This window comes from Achromobacter pestifer, from assembly GCF_013267355.1.
In the GTDB taxonomy this organism is placed as follows: domain Bacteria; phylum Pseudomonadota; class Gammaproteobacteria; order Burkholderiales; family Burkholderiaceae_B; genus Achromobacter; species Achromobacter pestifer_A.
This window is the reverse complement of record NZ_CP053985.1, coordinates 5,428,243-5,445,937: the sequence shown is the minus strand read 5'-3', so window position 1 is coordinate 5,445,937 and position 17,695 is coordinate 5,428,243. Positions and strand designations below refer to the sequence as shown.

At 66.3% G+C, this 17,695-nt stretch carries 19 protein-coding genes; 2 read left to right on the top strand and 17 right to left on the bottom strand.

The features are described 5' to 3' along the window. Nucleotide 1: 1 nt before the first annotated feature. From FOC84_RS25865 to FOC84_RS25835, 7 genes are read right to left on the bottom strand one after another with little or no spacing between them, the layout of a single operon-like run. A complete protein-coding gene (locus FOC84_RS25865) occupies nucleotides 2–1,156 on the bottom strand; it encodes a thiolase family protein (protein ID WP_173147254.1) in 1,155 nt (384 codons plus the stop codon). Continuing rightward, nucleotides 1,153–3,012: an AMP-dependent synthetase/ligase gene (locus tag FOC84_RS25860; RefSeq protein ID WP_173147252.1), complete on the bottom strand. Its 1,860-nt coding sequence runs from the start codon at nucleotides 3,010–3,012 to the stop codon at nucleotides 1,153–1,155. Before FOC84_RS25860 ends, FOC84_RS25865 begins: the two co-directional genes overlap by 4 nt. Further along, entirely contained in the window at nucleotides 3,009–3,803 is a 795-nt protein-coding gene (locus FOC84_RS25855; protein WP_054456135.1) for an ABC transporter ATP-binding protein, read from the bottom strand. Before FOC84_RS25855 ends, FOC84_RS25860 begins: the two co-directional genes overlap by 4 nt. 52 nt (nucleotides 3,804–3,855) lie before the next feature. Next, nucleotides 3,856–5,037: an ABC transporter substrate-binding protein gene (locus FOC84_RS25850; protein ID WP_054456133.1), complete on the bottom strand. Its 1,182-nt coding sequence runs from the start codon at nucleotides 5,035–5,037 to the stop codon at nucleotides 3,856–3,858. Nucleotides 5,038–5,081: 44 nt separating this feature from the next. Continuing rightward, nucleotides 5,082–6,119, bottom strand: a complete 1,038-nt coding sequence (locus FOC84_RS25845) for a branched-chain amino acid ABC transporter permease (RefSeq protein ID WP_173147250.1) — start codon at nucleotides 6,117–6,119, stop codon at nucleotides 5,082–5,084. A gap of 3 nt (nucleotides 6,120–6,122) precedes the next feature. Then, nucleotides 6,123–7,001 (bottom strand): branched-chain amino acid ABC transporter permease, encoded by an 879-nt coding sequence (locus FOC84_RS25840; RefSeq protein WP_173147248.1) that lies wholly within the window; start codon nucleotides 6,999–7,001, stop codon nucleotides 6,123–6,125. Beyond that, the gene (locus FOC84_RS25835) at nucleotides 7,001–7,825 is read right to left on the bottom strand and encodes an ABC transporter ATP-binding protein (RefSeq protein WP_173147246.1); all 825 of its coding nucleotides are present in this window, start codon (nucleotides 7,823–7,825) and stop codon (nucleotides 7,001–7,003) included. Before FOC84_RS25835 ends, FOC84_RS25840 begins: the two co-directional genes overlap by 1 nt. A 232-nt stretch (nucleotides 7,826–8,057) precedes the next feature. Here FOC84_RS25835 and FOC84_RS25830 point away from each other — a divergent pair, with 232 nt between their 5' ends. Beyond that, nucleotides 8,058–8,861 (top strand): enoyl-CoA hydratase/isomerase family protein, encoded by an 804-nt coding sequence (locus tag FOC84_RS25830; protein WP_173147244.1) that lies wholly within the window; start codon nucleotides 8,058–8,060, stop codon nucleotides 8,859–8,861. A gap of 36 nt (nucleotides 8,862–8,897) precedes the next feature. On the opposite strand, the gene FOC84_RS25825 is transcribed toward FOC84_RS25830, so the two are convergent. Genes FOC84_RS25825 through FOC84_RS25815 form a run of 3 tightly spaced genes read right to left on the bottom strand, consistent with a single transcriptional unit; the run spans nucleotide 8,898 to nucleotide 11,877 of the window. Then, nucleotides 8,898–9,674: an enoyl-CoA hydratase/isomerase family protein gene (locus FOC84_RS25825; RefSeq protein ID WP_173147242.1), complete on the bottom strand. Its 777-nt coding sequence runs from the start codon at nucleotides 9,672–9,674 to the stop codon at nucleotides 8,898–8,900. 14 nt (nucleotides 9,675–9,688) lie between these two features. Further along, entirely contained in the window at nucleotides 9,689–10,900 is a 1,212-nt protein-coding gene (locus FOC84_RS25820; RefSeq protein WP_173147240.1) for a CaiB/BaiF CoA transferase family protein, read from the bottom strand. 2 nt (nucleotides 10,901–10,902) lie between these two features. Further along, entirely contained in the window at nucleotides 10,903–11,877 is a 975-nt protein-coding gene (locus tag FOC84_RS25815) for a Bug family tripartite tricarboxylate transporter substrate binding protein (protein ID WP_173147238.1), read from the bottom strand. Between the two features lie 126 nt (nucleotides 11,878–12,003). Here FOC84_RS25815 and FOC84_RS25810 point away from each other — a divergent pair, with 126 nt between their 5' ends. Continuing rightward, nucleotides 12,004–12,963 (top strand): LysR family transcriptional regulator, encoded by a 960-nt coding sequence (locus FOC84_RS25810; RefSeq protein WP_173147236.1) that lies wholly within the window; start codon nucleotides 12,004–12,006, stop codon nucleotides 12,961–12,963. On the opposite strand, the gene FOC84_RS25805 is transcribed toward FOC84_RS25810, so the two are convergent. The 7 genes from FOC84_RS25805 to iscU form a co-directional block, all read right to left on the bottom strand. Then, nucleotides 12,956–13,840, bottom strand: a complete 885-nt coding sequence (locus FOC84_RS25805) for a methylglyoxal synthase (protein ID WP_173147234.1) — start codon at nucleotides 13,838–13,840, stop codon at nucleotides 12,956–12,958. The genes FOC84_RS25810 and FOC84_RS25805 overlap by 8 nt on opposite strands. 113 nt (nucleotides 13,841–13,953) lie before the next feature. After that, nucleotides 13,954–14,148, bottom strand: coding sequence for a Fe-S cluster assembly protein IscX (iscX, locus tag FOC84_RS25800; protein WP_013394591.1), 195 nt, complete (start codon nucleotides 14,146–14,148; stop codon nucleotides 13,954–13,956). Next, complete coding sequence (gene fdx / locus FOC84_RS25795; protein WP_013394592.1) at nucleotides 14,148–14,489, bottom strand: ISC system 2Fe-2S type ferredoxin; 342 nt, start codon at nucleotides 14,487–14,489, stop codon at nucleotides 14,148–14,150. Before fdx ends, iscX begins: the two co-directional genes overlap by 1 nt. 9 nt (nucleotides 14,490–14,498) lie before the next feature. Further along, complete coding sequence (gene hscA / locus FOC84_RS25790; protein ID WP_173147232.1) at nucleotides 14,499–16,361, bottom strand: Fe-S protein assembly chaperone HscA; 1,863 nt, start codon at nucleotides 16,359–16,361, stop codon at nucleotides 14,499–14,501. Between the two features lie 72 nt (nucleotides 16,362–16,433). Then, entirely contained in the window at nucleotides 16,434–16,946 is a 513-nt protein-coding gene (hscB, locus tag FOC84_RS25785; protein ID WP_173147230.1) for a Fe-S protein assembly co-chaperone HscB, read from the bottom strand. 3 nt (nucleotides 16,947–16,949) lie between these two features. Further along, nucleotides 16,950–17,273, bottom strand: coding sequence for an iron-sulfur cluster assembly protein IscA (gene iscA / locus FOC84_RS25780; protein ID WP_013394595.1), 324 nt, complete (start codon nucleotides 17,271–17,273; stop codon nucleotides 16,950–16,952). A gap of 2 nt (nucleotides 17,274–17,275) precedes the next feature. Further along, nucleotides 17,276–17,683: a Fe-S cluster assembly scaffold IscU gene (iscU, locus tag FOC84_RS25775; RefSeq protein WP_054456111.1), complete on the bottom strand. Its 408-nt coding sequence runs from the start codon at nucleotides 17,681–17,683 to the stop codon at nucleotides 17,276–17,278. Nucleotides 17,684–17,695: the final 12 nt, after the last annotated feature.

Genomic DNA, 17,695 nt, shown 5'->3' with positions numbered 1-17,695 from the left:
GTCACAGCCTCTGGATGATGGTCGCCGTGGCCATGCCATGACCGATGCACATCAGCTGCATGCCCAGCTCGCCTTCGGTGGCTTCCAGGCCCGTCAGCATCTTGGCCATCAGGCCGGCTCCCGTCGCCCCCAAGGGATGCCCGTGCGCAATCGCGCCGCCCCAGGGATTGATGCGGGACAGGTTCGCACCCAGTTCGCGCTGCCAGGCCAGCACCACGCTGGCGAAGGCCTCGTTGATCTCGATCCAGTCGATGTCCTCCAGGCTCAGGCCGGCGCGCGCCAGCGCCTGCCGCGCGGCAGGGATCACTCCGGTCAATTGCAGCACCGGGTCCGATCCCACCGCCACCCGCGCCAGAAAGCGTGCACGCGGCCGCAGGCCGTCGGCCAGCGCCGCGTCACGGTCCGCCAGCAGCACCGCGGAAGCGCCATCCGCCAGCTGACTGGCGTTGGCGGCGGTGACACCTCCCTGGCCCGGCGGCCGCAAGGCGGGCGCCATGGCCGCCATCCGGGCAGCATCGGTCTGCTCGCGGATGCCTTCGTCGCGTTCGGCGCCTGCCCGCGGTCCCGGCAGCAGCTCGGCGTGGCGGCCGGCCTGCGCCGCGCTCCAGGCGCGCGCATGGCTTTCCCTGGCCCATTCGTCCATATCCGCCTGCGACAGTTGCCAACGCTCCGCAATCCGCTCCGCGCTCTCAATCTGGTGAATCAGCGGATAGCGCGCCAGCAGAGCGGGGTTCAGCGTCTCGAAACCGCGAAACTCGCCCTGCCCCAGCGTCACGTCCAGGAACATCGGCACCCGGCTCATGCTTTCGACACCGCCCGCCACCACGTAGCGCATGTCGCCCGCGGCGATGGCCTGCGCGCCGAAGTGCACCGCCTGCTGGCTGGATCCGCACATGCGGTTCAGGGCCACGCCTGGCACGCTCTCGGGCAGGTCCGCCAACATGGCGGCCAGCCTGCCGATGTTGGCGCCCTGCTCGCCCGCCTGGCTGACGCAGCCTGCGATCAGGTCCTCGACCTGGGCGCCTGGCAACCCGGCCCGCGCCAACAGGCCACGCACCGTCTCAGCCAACAGCGTGTCCGGCCGCGTGTCCGCCCACCATCCGCCGCGCCGCCCGAAAGGGGTGCGCACGGCCTCCACGATCACGGCTTCGTTCATGCCGTCGTCTCCTCAACGTAGAGCGCCTCGATCTCGTCCGCGTAGCTGCGGTAGATGCTGGCGCGCCTGACTTTCATGGTGGCGGTCACTTCGCCATCGTCGTGGTCCAGCTCCTTGGTCAGCAGATGGAAGCGTTTGATCTGCGCCACCGGCGCAAGGCCAGCATTGGCGCGCGCGACTTCCTGCTGCACCAGTTCGCGCACCTGCGCGCATTCGGCCAGCGACCGGAAATGCGTGAAGGCGATGCGACGCGATTCGGCCCACTTGCCCACCGTGTCGAATTCCAGCTGGATCAGCGCCGACACGTACTTCCTGCCGTCCGCGATCACGATGCATTCCTTCACGTAGGGACTGCCCTTTACCGCATTCTCGATCTCGGAAGGCGTCAGGTTCTTGCCGCCCGCCGTGATCATAATGTCCTTGAGCCGGTCCACGATGCGCACTCGCCCCGCCTCTTCCGCCACCACGTCGCCCGTGTACAACCAGCCGTCGCGCACGGTGCTGGCGGTGGCTTCCGGATTCTTGTAATAGCCCTGGAACACCATGTCGCCGCGCACCAGCAGCTCGCCGGCGTCACCCATGCGCCATTCCACGCCCAGGATGGGTTCGCCCACGGTGCCCACCTTCACGCGGTCCGGATGCTGGCCGAAGATCATGCCCGCGGACTCCGTCAGCCCGTAGACCTCGATCAGCGGCACGCCCAGCGTGCGGAAGTAGCGCACCACGTCCGGCGAGATCGGCGCCGCGCCCGTCATCGCCACGCGCACCCGCCGCAGGCCGATGAAGTTCTGCAAGGCGCGCAGCACCAGCCAGTACCACAGCCAACGCGTCCAGCGCTCGCGCAAGCTGTACTGGGCGGGCGACTTCTCCAGGAACGGCGTGCAGGCCGCCACGGCGCGCCCGTACAGCCATTGCTGCAGGCGCCCGGCCTCCTGCATCTTGATCGAAATCGCGGCGTGCAGTTTTTCCCAGATGCGCGGCACGCCCAGGAAGATCGTTGGCGCAACTTCGCGCAGGTCTTCCTGCACCGTGCGTATCGATTCGCCGAAATTCACCTGCGCGCCCAGGTAGATGGGCACGAAGGTGGACAGCATCTGTTCGGCCACGTGGCACAGCGGCAGGTAGGACAGGTGCACGCTATTGCCATCCATCGCCAGCCGCTCGGCGATGCCCGGCGCCACGCCGCGCATGTTGCCGTAGCTCAGCATCGCGCCCTTGGGCTTGCCAGTGGAGCCGGAGGTATAGATCATGAGGCCGGTGTCATCCAGCCGCTGGCCGTCCAGCGCCGTGTTCAACGCGGCGAGCTCGGCCGCCTCGCGCCGCGCACCCTCGGCCTCGATCTCGGCGTAGGTCACGATGCGCTCACGCTCGGCGGGCGCATAGGAACGCAGGCCCTTGGTCTCCATCATGACGATGCGGCGCAGAAGCGGCAGCCGGTCCGCCACCTGCAGCACCTTGTCGGTCTGTTCCTGGTCCTCGCACACTACCAGTTCCACGTCCGCGTGCTCCAGCACGTAGCCCATTTCCTCGGCCGGGCTGGTGGAATACACGCCCACCGCGACCGCGCCGACCGCGCCCGCCCCCATCTGGGTCAACAGCCATTCCACGCGGTTCTCGGAGACGATGGCGACCCGGCCGCCCACGCTCAGGCCCAGGGCGCGCAGACCCAGCCCCACGCGGCAGGCGCGGCTCCAGTACTCCGCCCAGGCCATGGGCTTCCAGATGCCGAAGTCCTTCTGCCGGATGGCGATGGCCGCGGGCTGGCGTCGCGCCTGCTCGCGCAGCATCTGCGGCAGCGTCAGGGCCGGCCATGCCTGCGCGGATGCGCCGGAGATATCCATGTGCTTGTCCGTCATGACAGCCAGCGCTTGCGGCGCTTGTAGTGCTTGATGTCGCGAAAGCCGCGGGCCTCGCCCGTGCCGCCCACGCCCAGGTAGAACTCGCGCACGTCGGGATCCGCCGCCAGTTTTTCGGCGCTGCCGTCGATCACCACCTTGCCGGTTTCCATGATGTAGCCGTAATGCGCCACCGCCAGCGCCACCGACGCGTTCTGCTCCACCAGCAGCATCGATACCCCCTGTTCGTGGTTAATGCGAGCGATGATGGAGAAGATGTTCTCCACCAGCATCGGCGACAGACCCAGCGAAGGCTCGTCCAGCAGCATCAGCCTGGGCTGCGCGATCAGCGCGCGGCCGATGGCCAGCATCTGCTGTTCGCCGCCCGACAGATAGCCCGCCAGGCCGCGACGGCGCTCGAACAGGCGCGGAAAATAGCCATAGACCAGATCGAAGTCGACCTTCGCCCCCGGCCTGCCCGTCAGGGCGTAGGTGGCGGCCACCAGGTTTTCCTCGACCGTCAGGTCCTCGAACACCCGGCGCCCCTCCATCACGTGCGCCAAGCCCGCGCGCACCAGGTTCTGAGGCCTGGCGCCCGCGGTGTCGCCGCCGTTGAAGACGATCTGTCCGCGCACCAGCGCGCCGTCCTCCAGGTCCAGCAGGCCGGACACGGCCTTCAAGGTGGTGGACTTGCCGGCGCCGTTGCTGCCCAAGAGCGCCACGATGCTGCCGGCCGGCACTGACAGGGACAAGCCGCGCAGCACCTGCACCGCCTTGTTGTAGACGACTTCGATATTGTTGATATCGAGCACCGCCGCTGCGGGCGGCGCGGCATGCGCGTCATGTCCGGAATTCACGGCCGCCTCACTTCAGCACGATCCAGTCGGATGCCGGCACCATCTGCTTCTGCTTCACGTCGGCGCGGTAGATCCGGCCCACCGGGATCGAATTGCCCTTGATGGAAATCGGCACGCCGATCAGGCCACCCGTGTCGAAATCCTTGATGCCGTCCAGCGCCGCCTTCATATTGGCGCTGGTCAGCTCCTTGCCGGCGTCCAGCGTGCGCTTGGCGACCTCGGTGAACAGCATGGCGGCCAGGAAGCCCTGCATGTAGCCCGTGCTCTGGTACTGCGGACGCATCTCGCGGATCTTCTTCAGCATCGGCGCATCGGCCGCCGTGTCGTAGTAGTAGCGGTACGGCATCACGCCCATGAAGCCTTCGGCGTCCTCGCCCATCTGCATCACGGTGGAGTTGTCCATGGTCCAGAACGTGCCCATGTAGCGCGTCTTCAGGCCCATGCGCTTGCCCTGCCCCACGAACTCGGGAATCGGCGCCAGCACGTAACCGTGGAAGATGGTGTAGTCCGGATCGGCGCGGCGCAGCTTGATCACTTCGGTCGACACGTCCACGCTGCCGGGCGGTGTCATGATCTCGGTCGCGACCTTCAGGCCCAGTTTTTCCGCCACCGCGCGCGAGCTGGCGATGGGATCGCGGCCGAACTCCGTGTCCGAATACACAAAAGCCACCTTGGCGCCGGGCTGTTCCTTGGCGATGTAGCGCAGCAGGATGCCGAACATTTCCGTGTAGTCGGGGCCCAGCATGAACTGGGCGGGATACTTGGCGGGATCGTTCAGCTCCGTGGCGAAGGACGCGCCGGTCATCAGGATGTCGCCCGTGCGATTCAGTTCGGCGTTGATGGTCTTGGAGAAGCCGGTGGAATCGCCGTAGTAGAAATTCACCTTGTTCTGGCTGGTGATCTTCTTGAAGGCCGCCACCGACGCGTCCACCTTGTAAGCGGTGTCTTCCGGCACGTAGCGCAGCTTGCGCCCCTTCACGCCGCCCTGGTCGTTGACGATTTTCACGTAGTCGGTGATCCCGGCATGGATGCCCTGCCCGGCAAAGGCGAACACCCCGCTCAGCGGGATGGAGCCGCCCAGCACCAGGTCCTCGGCCGCCTGCGCGGCGGGCGCCGCCGACAGGGCCGCCGCCAGGCCCAGGGGGGCCAACAACCTCGATAAACCGCTGCCGATCCGGATGCGCTTCATGGTTAGTCTCCTGAGGGTCTTATGGGTGGCCACCGCCGCCATGGCTAGGTGCGGAAAGGCCAGAGGTGGAAGTAGCGGCGCACGCGCCGCCAGATTTCCGCGAGCCCGTGCGGCTCGAAGATCAGAAAGCCCACGATCAGTAGGCCGAAAACAATGGTGCGCACCGGCGAAATCAGGCGCAGCGCGTCGCCGCCCACCGGCAGCCAGCCCACGATCAGCTTGAGCAGTTCCGGCACCATGGTCATGAAAATGGCGCCCAGGATGGAGCCCAGGATCGTGCCCATGCCGCCCACGATGATGGCGGCCAGGAAGAAGATCGACATGATCAAGGGAAAGCTCTCGGGCGTGACGACCCGGAAGAAGTAAGCCCACATGCCGCCCGCCACGCCGGCGTAGAACGAGGACAGGCCGAACGACAGCAGCTTGTAGCGCAGCAGGCGTATGCCCAGCACCTCGGCAGAAATGTCGCGGTCGCGTATGGCGATGAAGGCGCGCCCGATGCGCGTGCGGAACAGGTTGGCCGCGCCCAGCACCATCAGCGCCGTCACCGGCACGATCAGCCAGTAGATCTTGAACGAGGTGTCCAGGTCCACGCCCAGCACCCGCGCCGGCGGCACCTGCAAGCCCGTCGTGCCGCCGGTGAACTGCCAGTTGGCGAAGATGAAATGCGCGATGAACGACGCGGCAATGGTGGCGATGGCCAGGTACAGCCCCTTTACCCGCAAGGATGGAATGCCGACCAGCAGGCCGCCCAGCATCGCCACCAACCCGCCGGCCACCAGATTAAGCAGCACCGGCGTACCCAGCCGCTGCTCCAGCACCGCCACTGTGTACGCGCCCAATCCCATGAAGGCCGCCTGCCCCAGGCTCACCAGGCCGGTATAGCCCGTGAGGATGTTCAGCCCCGTGGCGCTGGCGACATTGATGGCCACCAGGCAGGCCAGGTAGAGCCAATAGGCGTCGGCCACGAAGGGAAACATGATCAGCGATGCGGCGAGCAAGGCCAGCCACGCCTTCTGCGTGCGGGTGTCGAACAGCGCTTCGTCCGCAAGATAAGTCTGCTTGGCAGTCGCGATGCGCATTGGTCAGAGCCTCTCGATTTCACGGGTGCCGAACAGGCCGTAGGGCCTGACCATCAACACCACCACCAGCACGATGAAGGTAGCCAGCAATTTGTATTCGCCACCCATGTAGGCGCCGGCCCAGGCCTCCAGCAGGCCGATGAATACGCCGCCCGCCAGGGCGCCGGCCACGCTGTCCAGGCCGCCCACGATGACCACCACCAGCACCGACAGGCCGAACACGCCCATCGACGAGGAAATACCGCCGATCGCGCCCACGATCACGCCCGACACCGCGGCCAGCGCGCCCGCCGCCACCCAGGCCAGCGAGAACACGCGCGGCACGTTGATGCCCATGGCGTACGCCGCGCCCTGATCCGAAGCCGTGGCGCGCAGCGCCACCCCGCCGCGCCAGTAGCGGAACACCACCAGCACCAGCAACGCCAGCACCACCGCCACCCAGAAGCCGTAGAACACCTTGGGCGCGACGAAGGCCTCGCCTATCATCACCGGCGAACGCGGCATGAACTCCGGCAGGCGGCGCTGGTCGGCCGTCCAGATCAGCTCCACCGCGCCGACCAGGATCGACGCCAGGCCCACGGTGATCATGAACACCGAGATCGGCGCCTCGCCCAGCATGGGGCGGATGGTCAGCCGCTCGACCACCGCGCCCAACGCGCCCGACACCACCACCGCGCCCACGATGGCCAGCCAGATCGGCCATTCCATGCCCGTGGCGAAGGCGTAGAACACGTAGGCGCCCAGCATCAGGAATTCGCCGATGGCGATGTTCACCACCCGGGTCGCCTTGTAGACGATGACGAAGGCCAGCGCCGCCAGCGCGTAGAGCCCGCCGCTGCCCAGTCCGGCCAGCGTGACTTCCAGGAAGAACAGCATGTCCATCAGGCCGCCTCCCGCAGGCGGCGGCGCAGGTCGCCGACGTCGCCCGCGCCCAGGTAGGCCTGGATGACCTGCGGATCCGCCTGCACCTGCGCCGGCGTGCCGTCGGCGATCACCTGGCCGAAATTCAGCACCACCACATGGTCCGACAGGTCCATGACCATGCCCATGTCGTGCTCCACCATCAGCACCGTCACGCCCCACTCGGAACGCGCATCCAGGATGAAGCGCGCCATGTCGTCGGTCTCTTCGCGGTTCATGCCCGCCACCGGCTCGTCCAGCATCAGCACCTTGGGGTTCATGGCCAGCGCCCGCGCCAGCTCCACGCGCTTCTGCAGGCCATAGGACAGCGCGGCCACCGGCGCGTGGCGGATGTGGTCGATTTCCAGGAAGTCGATGATGCGTTCTTCGATGTCGGCGCGCAGCGCCATTTCTTCGCGGCGCGCGCGCCCCAGATAGAACAAGGCGTCCAGCACATTGGTGCGCAGGTGCGCATGGCGGCCCAGCTTGATGTTGTCCAGCACGGTCATGCCGCGGAACAGCGCGATGTTCTGGAAGCTGCGCGCCAGGCCCATGCGGGCCCGCTCGGGCGCCGCCACGCGCGTGATGTCGCACCCCTGGAAGCGGATCTGCCCGGATGCCGGACGGTAGAAGCCGGAAATGGTGTTGAACAGCGAGGTCTTGCCCGCGCCGTTGGGGCCGATGACCGTGGTGATGGACCCGGGCGCCACGCGAAAGCCCACGCCCGTAAGCGCCTTGACCCCGCCGAACGCCAGCGTGACCCCATCCACCTCCAGCAAGGGAGTGCTGTCGGACTGATCCACCATTTGTCTCCTCGCCTTTATATGTGCGAAGTTTTTATCGACGTCGGTCTGGCGAACCCGCGAGGCAGGAGATGCAACGAACCTGTCTTTACCTACGCCAGTACAGCGCCGGAAAATCGTTCTATGCGTTACGCTAAGCGTGCTTAAAAGAAAACCAAGCAAGCGCTCGGTTCAGACCATAGCATCGCGGTTTTTGGATCGACAGCTGGTACTTACCCGATAACGGAGACTCGCCATGACCCAAGCACATCCCGCCTTCCACACGCTGTTTTTGGAAACCGACGGCGCGATCGCGACCGTGACGCTGAACCGCCCCGACGCCCTCAACGCCATCGACGTGGCGATGGCGCAAGACCTGCAACGGGCCGCGCAATGGCTGGAAACTCGCGACGAAATCCGCGCCGTGCTGCTGCGCGCCACGGGCAAGACCTTCTGCGCCGGCGGCGACATCAGTATGTTCACGGGCGAACCCGCCCAGGTACGCGCCACGCTGCTGGGGCTGTTCACGCCGCTGAACGACTTCATTGCGCGCATCGCCCGCATGGAAAAGATCTGGATTGCCCAAATCCACGGCATCGCCGCGGGCGCGGGCCTGTCGCTGGCGCTGGCCTGCGACCTGGCCATCGCCGACGCCGACGCGCGCTTCATGACGGCCTATCTCAAGCTTGGGGCGACTCCCGACGCCGGCATGACCCACGGCCTCACACGGGTGCTGGGCGCCCGCCGCGCGCTGGACCTGCTATTGCGGCACGACGCGTTCTCCGCCAGCGACGCGCTGGCCTGGGGCATCGTCACGCGCACCGCGGCGGCGGGAGAACTCGCGCAAGCCGCGCAAGCCTATGCCCAAGAGATTGCCCGCCACGCGCCGCACGGCATCGCGGGCGCCAAGGATCTGCTGCGTTCGGCCGAACATGCCACGCTGGAAACCCAACTGGCCGAGGAGACCGCGCGCTTTCTGGACAGCGCCTCACGCGCAGACTTCGCGGAAGGCGTGCGGGCGTTCCGCGAGAAGCGGACGCCGCAGTTCAAGGGCGAATAAGACCCGGAGATACTTCTGGCGGCGGCTCCAGCCGCCTCACCGCAGCCCGCTCCAGTCGGGCGCGCGCTTTTGCACGAAGGCGCTCAGGCCCTCGCGCGCCTCGGGCGTGGCGGCTGCGTTGCAAAACACCTCGACCGCCGTGGCTACCCTGCGCCGGTACTCGTTGTCATTGCTGTAGACGAAGGCGCGCCGCCCCATGGCCAGGACTTGCGGCGGCTTGCCCGCCAACGAGCGCGCCAACAGGCGGGCCTGCTCCAGCAATTCCGCCGCGGGCGCGACGCGCGCAACCAGCCCCAGTCCGTGCGCCTCTTGCGCATCGAAGATGCGCCCGGTGAACAGCAGGTCGAACGCCCGGTGCTTGCCCACGATGCCCGGCAGATGCACGTAGTGGATCGCCGGCAAGACGCCGACATCGATTTCCGGATAGCCGAAAGTGGCGGTGTCCGCGGCCACCACCAAGTCGCTGGAAATGGCCACCGTCATGCCACCGCCGCGCACCGCGCCCGACACCACCGATATCGAAGGCTTGGTCATGTTGAACTGCGTGTCGTAGAGCTTGATGTACAGCTTGGACAACAGCGCATGAATCCGCGCCGGCGTGCTTTCCAGCAGCTTTTTCATGTCCAGCCCGGCGCAGAAGCGCCCAGGCAAATCGCTGGCCAGCAGCACGGCACGCACGGCGGAGTCGGCATTGGCCCGTTCCAGCGCGGCGATCAGCGCGTCCAGCATGTCTTCGTCCAGCGCATTGACGGGCGCATGGCACATATGGATTTCCGCAATCTGATCGCGGACTTCGTAGCGCAGGAATGTCATCGGTATTCTCGCATTCAGGATTGGGCCTGCGCGCTGCCCGACGCCAGCAACGCTTCGATTTCGGCTTGCGCGTAACCCAGCTCTGCCAGGATCTCGCGAGTGTGCTCACCCAGAACGGGTGCGGGCAGCGCGGCCTGGCGAGGCTGGCGACCGAACCGTATCGGCAGGCCGACGTTGCGGACCTCGCCCAGCACCTTGTGCTGGCTCTTGACGATCAGTTCGCGCGCAGCGACCTGCGGATGCGCCAGCGCCTCGTCCAGCGTGTGGATGGCGGAACAAGCGATGCCCGCGGGCTTGAGCAGGTCCAGCCATTGCGCCACGCTGCGCGTCTCCATGCGCGCCTGGACCAGCGCGACCGTCTCGGCAAAATGGCGGACCCGGTCGGCGTTGGTTGCGAACTGGGGCGCATCGACATGGTCCTGCAGTCCCGCGACTGCGCAGAAGCGCTGCCATTGCGCATCGTTGCCCACGCCCAGCATGATGTCTCCATCGGCCGCGCGAAATGCCTGATATGGGCACATGGCCGGATGGCCCGTGCCCATGCGGCGCGGAATCTGGCCGGTGCGCCAGTAGTTCTGCGCCATGTACGACATCAGGCCGAGCGAGGTGTCCAACAGGGAAACGTCCAGATACTGCCCCTTGCCGGTCTGGCTGCGCTCCAGCAGCGCGGCCAGGATCCCGCTCAACGCGAACGATCCCGTGCCCAGGTCCACAGGCGAAAAACTGGCGCGCGCGAAGTTTCCATCAGGCTCGCCCATGGTGCTGATCATGCCGCTGAAAGCCTGCAGCATGACGTCATAGCCCGGTTCCTCGCCCATCGGGCCCTCGCGGCCATAGCCCGAGATTTCGCAGTACACCAACCGCGGATTGAGGCCGCTAAGCGTCTCGTAATCCACGCCCAGGCGCGCGGCGGTCTTGCCGCCGAAGCCTTGCAGCACCACATCCGACTGTTCCGCGAGACGGTGCACCACGGCGCGCCCTGCCGGCGTCTTGAGATCCACGGCCAGACTACGCTTGTTGTGGTTCACCGCCAGGAAGGTTGCGGATTGGCCGGCATCCTGCGGCAGCCAGGCGCGCGTGTCGTCACCCTTGTCCACGGGTTCGACCTTGATCACCTGGGCGCCAAGCTCGCCCAGATACTGGCCGCATAGCGGCCCGGCCAGTACCTTGCTCAGGTCCAGGACGGTGATGTTCTTCAACGGCGTCATGCGTGCTTCAGTCAACATGATTACTGCTCGCCCTTCAGGCCGATGGATTGCGCAGCTTGCGTCCATTGCGCGGTTTCACGCTTGAAGAACGCGTCCAGTTCGGCGGGAGCGACCTGGAAAGCCTCCGCGCCACGCTCCTGCATCCCCTTGCGGTAGGCATCGCTTGCGACCACGCGGGCCACGGCCTCACGCAGCTTCTGCACCACGTCCGGCGGGGTGCCCGCGGGAGCCTGCAGGGAGAACCAGAATTTGAGATCCAGGCTGGGATAGCCCGCTTCCTTCAGCGTGGGAACGTCCGGCAGCAAGGACGAGCGCTCGGCGGCGGTAATCGCCAGGGCCCTCAGCCTGCCTCCTTGCACCTGGCCCAGGCTGGTCGACATGCTGTCGAAGAGGAAATCGACCTGTCCGCCGATGACGTCGGTCACGGCATTCGCGCTGCCCTTGTAGGCCACGCCCACGGCCTGAAAGCCCGCAAGCTTCTGCAACGATGCGCCATAGACGTGTGGCGAACTGCCGGGGCCGAAGGTCGCGTAGCTGAGCCCGTTCTTCATTTCGCGGCCGCGCTGGACCAGCTCGGCCAACGTTTTGACCGGCGTGCGCTCGGGATTGACCATCAGCAGATTGGGCATGGCGCCCGTCGTGCCGACCGGCACATAGTCCTGTAGCGGAGACATCTTCGCGCTCGGGTACATCAGCGGATTGATGGCCTGCATGGCCACCGTGTTGTGCATCAGCGTGTAGCCATCGGCCGGGCCGTTCAGCACGCTCTGGTAGCCGACATTGCCGCTGGCGCCCGGCTTGTTCTGCACGATAACCTGCTGCCCCAGCTCGCGCGCCAGAGGCTCGGCCACCAGACGGGCGATGAAATCAGTCGGGCCGCCGGCCGAAAAAGGCACGACCAGCGTAATGGGTTTGGCAGGCCAGGTATCGGCCAACGCCGGGCCGGACAGCGCCGCCGCAGCCGCGCAAGCGGCAAGAATTCTTTGGAACGCCATGATGTCTCCGTTGTGTTCTTAGAGGGATGGCGTCCATTATGCGAAGCGTCTTGATATATTAGAAATACCGTTTAAATATGCAGGCCATAATAAATTTGTGATGACCTGCCGGCACGAGGTTTACGCATGTCGATGTCCATCCGCGCAATGCAGTGCTTTGTCGCCGTGGTTTCCACCGGATCGATCAGCCGCGCCGCCGCCGCGCTCCACGTCGCGCAACCCGCGTTAAGCCTGCTGATACGCAATCTGGAAGAGGATCTGGGCGTGGTGCTGTTGCATCGCAGCGCCCGCGGCGTCACGCCGACAGCCGCGGGAGCGCGCATGCTGGCGCACGCGCGCGAGATTCTCGGCCGCATCGACGCAGCGCGCGCCGACGTGCGCGAAGACCTCAGCGCACCGCGCGGAACCGTGTCGCTGGCCATGTCCATGTCCATGGCCAAGCTGCTCACCGTGCCGCTCCTGCGCTTTTCGTTGAAGCACTGGCCCGGCGTCTATCTGAAGATCATCGAATCCAGTACCGGATACATTCCGGGTTTCGTCAGTTCCGGACATGCCGACCTGGGACTGACTTTCAGCGACGACGCCTCGGTCGACCTGCGGTTCCAGCACCTGATAGACGAAGAACTGGTCGTGGTTTCGCCGCCATCGGCCAAGCCGCGAAAAAAGCCGGCCCTAGCCGCACTGCATGCGCTGCCGGTCATGGATCTGCACGCTCTCGCCGAATTGCCGCTTGTACTGCCCGGCAGCCAACACAGCCTGCGCCGCCTGCTGGACCAGTATCAGCAACAGGAGCGCGCCGAATTCCGCGTCATTGCCGAGGCCAACGCCATTCCGCAACTGATCGAACTGGCGCAGGCTGGCATCGCGCACACCATCCTGTCTTACGCGGCGGTGCACCAGGAAGCCGCGCGCGGCGACGTCATCCTGCACCGCATCGTCAAGCCGCGCCTGACGCGGCCGGTGTTCCTGTGCCGGTCCGATGTCCTGCCATTGTCCATGGCCGCGTCCGCCGTGGCCGACCGGGTCGGTCGCATCATCACGGACTCCCGCCCTGGCGACGCACCCACCCCGGCCAAAGTCAGATGACGCGCTTTTCCACCGCCTGCGCCCAGCGCCGCGCCACCACCGGCGAGGTGGCGCAGGTCGCGGACTCGGTCACCACGCGCACCGCGCGTTCCAGCAGCTGGATATCGGCCTCGTGCTGGCGGGCCACATGCGGATCTTCGAAGAAGATCACGCGCTGGCATTGGTGTTCCAGCACCAGCTCCGCGATCTGCGCGTCGCCGCCCAGCGGCCCGCTCAGGTAACGGTGCACCCAGGGCGTGTCCTTGGGCCAGCCGCGCGACCAGGCCAGGTCGTTCAGGCGGCCGCCGGTGGTGCCGGTAGCCACGCGCCGCGCGAACTTCGACAACACATCGAAGTGCTCGCTGGCGAACGCCACCATATCGTCCTTGAGCGCATCGTGGGCAATCAGCGCCACGGTCTGGCCGGTAAAGTTGAAATGGCGCGAAGCCGAGACATCCGGCGGCAGGCCGGCATGGACGCGCTCGACTTCCATCCATTCGATGGCGCCCGCGAGCGTCGAAATGAACGGACGGCCGTGCGTGATGCACTGGCGCTTGAGGGCCAACGCCTCCGGAAAGATCGACGATGGGTCGACGGGATCGATCAGGTAGATCGCGCCGTCGAACGGCGCCTGCCCGTCGCGCCCTTCCGTCACCCGGGCCACCAACTTCATCAAGCCGCCCTCGCGGCCGTAGGGATAGCGGATCAGCCCGCCGTAGCCCTGCAGCATGCCCTCGCGCACGATCGCGTCGTGGGTGCGGCCGACGGTGTGCAATTGCACGCCCAGCTCGCGTATCGTGCCCGAACACGCGCGCAACCAGGTAAACAGCGCGGCATCGGGAGTTTCGTGGTGCAGCCGGTTGGCGGCCAGGCCAAAGCGCAATTGGGCAGCGGGCATCGGTAGACTCAGGGAAATGGGAACGACAAGAAGATCCTTGATGATACCGTGGAGGCCATGGCGCGGCGCTAAAAAGAAAACGCTCCCCGCAGGGAGCGCTTTCGACTCAGCGATCAGTCCGCTTCATCGATCCAGGCCATCTGTATGGCCTCCAGGATCTTCTCGCCGCAATGCGCGGGGTCGTCGTTGAAGCCGGGCAAGGCCAGGACCCACTCGCGCAGCTGCACGAACCGCAGCGTCTTGGGATCCTCGTCAGGGTGCGCGTCGAGCAGCGCTTCGGCGATCTGGTAGGTGTCGGTCCACTTCATCAATGGCCCTCTTTGGCGTGGTTGATGGTGTACTTGGGAATCTCGACCGTCAGGTCGGCGTCCGTCACCAGCGCCTGGCAGGACAGGCGCGAGGTCGGGGTCAGGCCCCAAGCCTTGTCCAGCAGATCCTCCTCGTCGTCGGTGGCGTCTTCCAGCGAAGAATAGCCCTGCTTGACCACCACGTGACAGGTCGTGCACGCACACGACAGCTCGCAGGCGTGTTCGATATCGATGTGGTTGTCCAGCAGCACGCGGCAGATCGACACGCCCTTGGGCGCGTCTTCGATCACGGCGCCTTCCGGGCAGTAGTCGGGATGAGGCAATACAGTCAGTTTCGGCATAGCGTGTTATCAGGCAATCTCATCAAGTTTGCGGCCCGCCAGCGCAGCACGGATGCTGCGGTCCATCCGGCGCGCAGCGAAGTCATCGGTGGCGGCCGACAGGGCCTGGACCGCGTCCTTCACCGTGTCCACATCCTGGGCGTCCTGGGCAGCGATGGCGGCCTGCAGGCATTCGTCCACGCGCTTGCGTTCCTCGGCGTCCAGCAGGTCGCCGTCGACGGCCAGCGCGGCCTGCACCGACTCGACCAGTTGGCGTGCGTCCACCTGTTGCTCGCGCAGCATGCGGGCGCGGGCATCGGTGTCGGCTTGCGCCACGCTGTCGGCCAGCATCTGCGCGATCTCGTCGTCCGTCAGGCCATAGGACGGCTTGACGGACACCATGGCCTCGACGCCCTTGCTCTGTTCACGCGCGGTCACGCTCAACAGGCCATCGGCGTCCACCTGGAAGGTCACGCGGATGCGCGCGGCGCCCGCCACCATGGGCGGAATGCCACGCAGCTCGAAGCGGGCCAGCGAGCGCGAATCCGCGACCAAGTCGCGTTCACCCTGCACCACGTGGATGCTCATGGCCGTCTGGCCATCCTTGAAGGTCGTGAATTCCTGCGCGCGCGCCACGGGGATGGTGCTGTTGCGCGGGATGATGCGCTCCACCAGGCCGCCCATGGTTTCCAGGCCCAGCGACAACGGGATCACGTCCAGCAGCAGCCAGTCCTCGCCGGGAGCGCGGTTGCCCGCCAGCAGATTGGCCTGCAAGGCGGCGCCCAGCGCGACCACCTGGTCAGGGTCCAGGTCCGTCAGCGGTTGCGTGCCGAACAGCTTGCCCACGGCCGCGCGCACGACCGGCATGCGCGTGGCGCCGCCGACCATCACCACGCCGCGCACGTCGGCCGGCGCCAGCGAGGCGTCGCGCAAGGCGCGGCGCGCGCAGTCCAGCGTGCGGACGATCAGGGGCTGGGCCAGTTCTTCGAATGCCGCCCGCGTCAGGCTCGTGTCCACGGTCCTGCCGTCGGACAATGCCAGCTTCAGGCTGGCGGCATCCGCGTCCGACAAGGCTTCGCGCGCGGCGCGCGCCGCCATCAGCAGGCGGCGGCGATCCGCCGGCGCAAACTCGCCGGGGGCTAGCCCGGCCACCACATGATCGACGATCAAGGCATCGAAGTCGTCGCCGCCCAGAGCGGTATCGCCGCCCGTGGCAATGACTTCGAACACGCCCTGCGTCAGGCGCAGGATGGAAATATCGAACGTGCCGCCGCCCAGGTCGTACACGGCGTACACGCCTTCGGCGGCATTATCCAGGCCGTAGGCAATGGCCGCTGCCGTGGGTTCATTCAGCAGGCGCAGCACGTTCAGGCCAGCCAGACGGGCGGCGTCGCGCGTCGCCTGGCGCTGGGCGTCATCGAAATAAGCGGGCACCGTGATGACAGCGCCGACCAGGTCGTCGCCCAGCACGTCTTCGGCACGCTGGCGCAGGACCGCAAGGATCTGCGCCGACACCTCGACCGGGCTCAGGTCTCCCTGGACGGTGCGGATGCGCACCATGCCGGGCGCGTCCACGAATTCGTACGGTGCACGGCTGGCGCGCGCCTCTTCCAGCGAACGCCCCATGAAGCGCTTGACCGAAACGACGGTATTCAGCGGATCCTCGGCCTGCTGCGCGAGAGGCTCGCGGCCCGTGGTGACTTTGCCGCCGGGGAAATAGCGCACCGCTGAGGGCAACAAGGCATGGCCCTGCGCGTCAGGCAGCACTTCGGCGACGCTGCTGCGCACGGCCGCGACCAGCGAATTGGTGGTGCCCAGGTCGATCCCGACCGCCAGCTTGCGCTGGTGTGGCGCGGGCGATTCGCCAGGCTCTGATATCTGCAATAAGGCCATGATTCTGCTTTTATGGTCAGTAGGCGGCGCTGTGCCGGCGCCCGTCTGGCGGACGCCCCAGCGCGGCCTGGGCTATGCGGCGGGCTGGGCGTGCGCCAGTTCTTCCGCCAGCTTCTCCACGAACATCCATTCCCGCACCTTCAGCCCGGCCGCCGCGTAATCGCGGTCCTGGTCCAGCAAGCGGGTCAACGTGGCGCGCATGGTCGCGCGCGCCTGCTGCAATTCCGCTTGCAAGGCCGCCAGGGCGTCGGGGTCGTCGCGCGCATCGTCCAGCATCTCGCGCCAGGTCATCTGCTGCATCAGGAACTCGGGGTCCATGGCCGTATTGCTCTCGGTCTGCAGGTCCACGCCCGCCTGCTCGCACAGGTAACGCGCCCGCAGCATCGGATCCCGCAACAGGCGGTAGGCCTCGTTGGCGCGAGCCGCCCACTGCATGGCCACGCGGCGTTCCGCGGGACTGGCAGTAGCGTAGCGGTCGGGATGAACCTGCGCGGCGACGGCGCGCCACGCGGATTCAAGCGCCTGGGCGTCCAGATCGAAGCGCGCCGGCAAGCCAAACAGGCTGAAGTGATCGTCTCCAGCCAAGACTTACACCGTGAACGACTCGCCGCAGCCGCAGGTCGCCTTTTCGTTGGGGTTGCGGAACTTGAAGCCTTCGTTCAGGCCTTCGCGGGCGTAATCGAGTTCGGTGCCGTCCAGATAGGACAGGCTCTTGGGGTCGATGAAGACCTTCACGCCGAAGCTTTCGAACACCACGTCTTCTGGCGCCACGTCGTCCACGTACTCGAGCTTGTAGGCCATGCCGGAGCAGCCCGTCGTCCTAACGCCGAGCCGCAAGCCGATACCCTTTCCGCGCTTCTGCAAGTAGCGGCCGATATGGGTGGCAGCCTGTTGGGTCAGGGTAACGGACATGTTCAGCCCGCCACAGCAGCTTCAGCCGGGGCCGAGTGCTTTTCTTTGTAGTTCTGCACCGCGGCCTTGATAGCGTCTTCGGCCAGGATGGAACAGTGAACCTTCACGGGCGGCAGGGCCAGTTCTTCGGCGATCTGCGTGTTGCGGATGTTCATCGCTTCGTCCAGCGTCTTGCCCTTGACCCATTCGGTCACGAGCGAGCTGGAAGCGATGGCCGAACCGCAGCCGTAGGTCTTGAAGCGCGCGTCTTCGATCACGCCGGCTTCGTTCACCTTGATCTGCAGCTTCATCACGTCGCCACAGGCGGGCGCGCCGACCATGCCGGTACCCACCGATTCGTCCGACTTGTCGAACGAACCGACGTTGCGCGGGTTTTCGTAGTGATCCAGAACTTTAGTGCTGTAAGACATGTTAATTCTCCA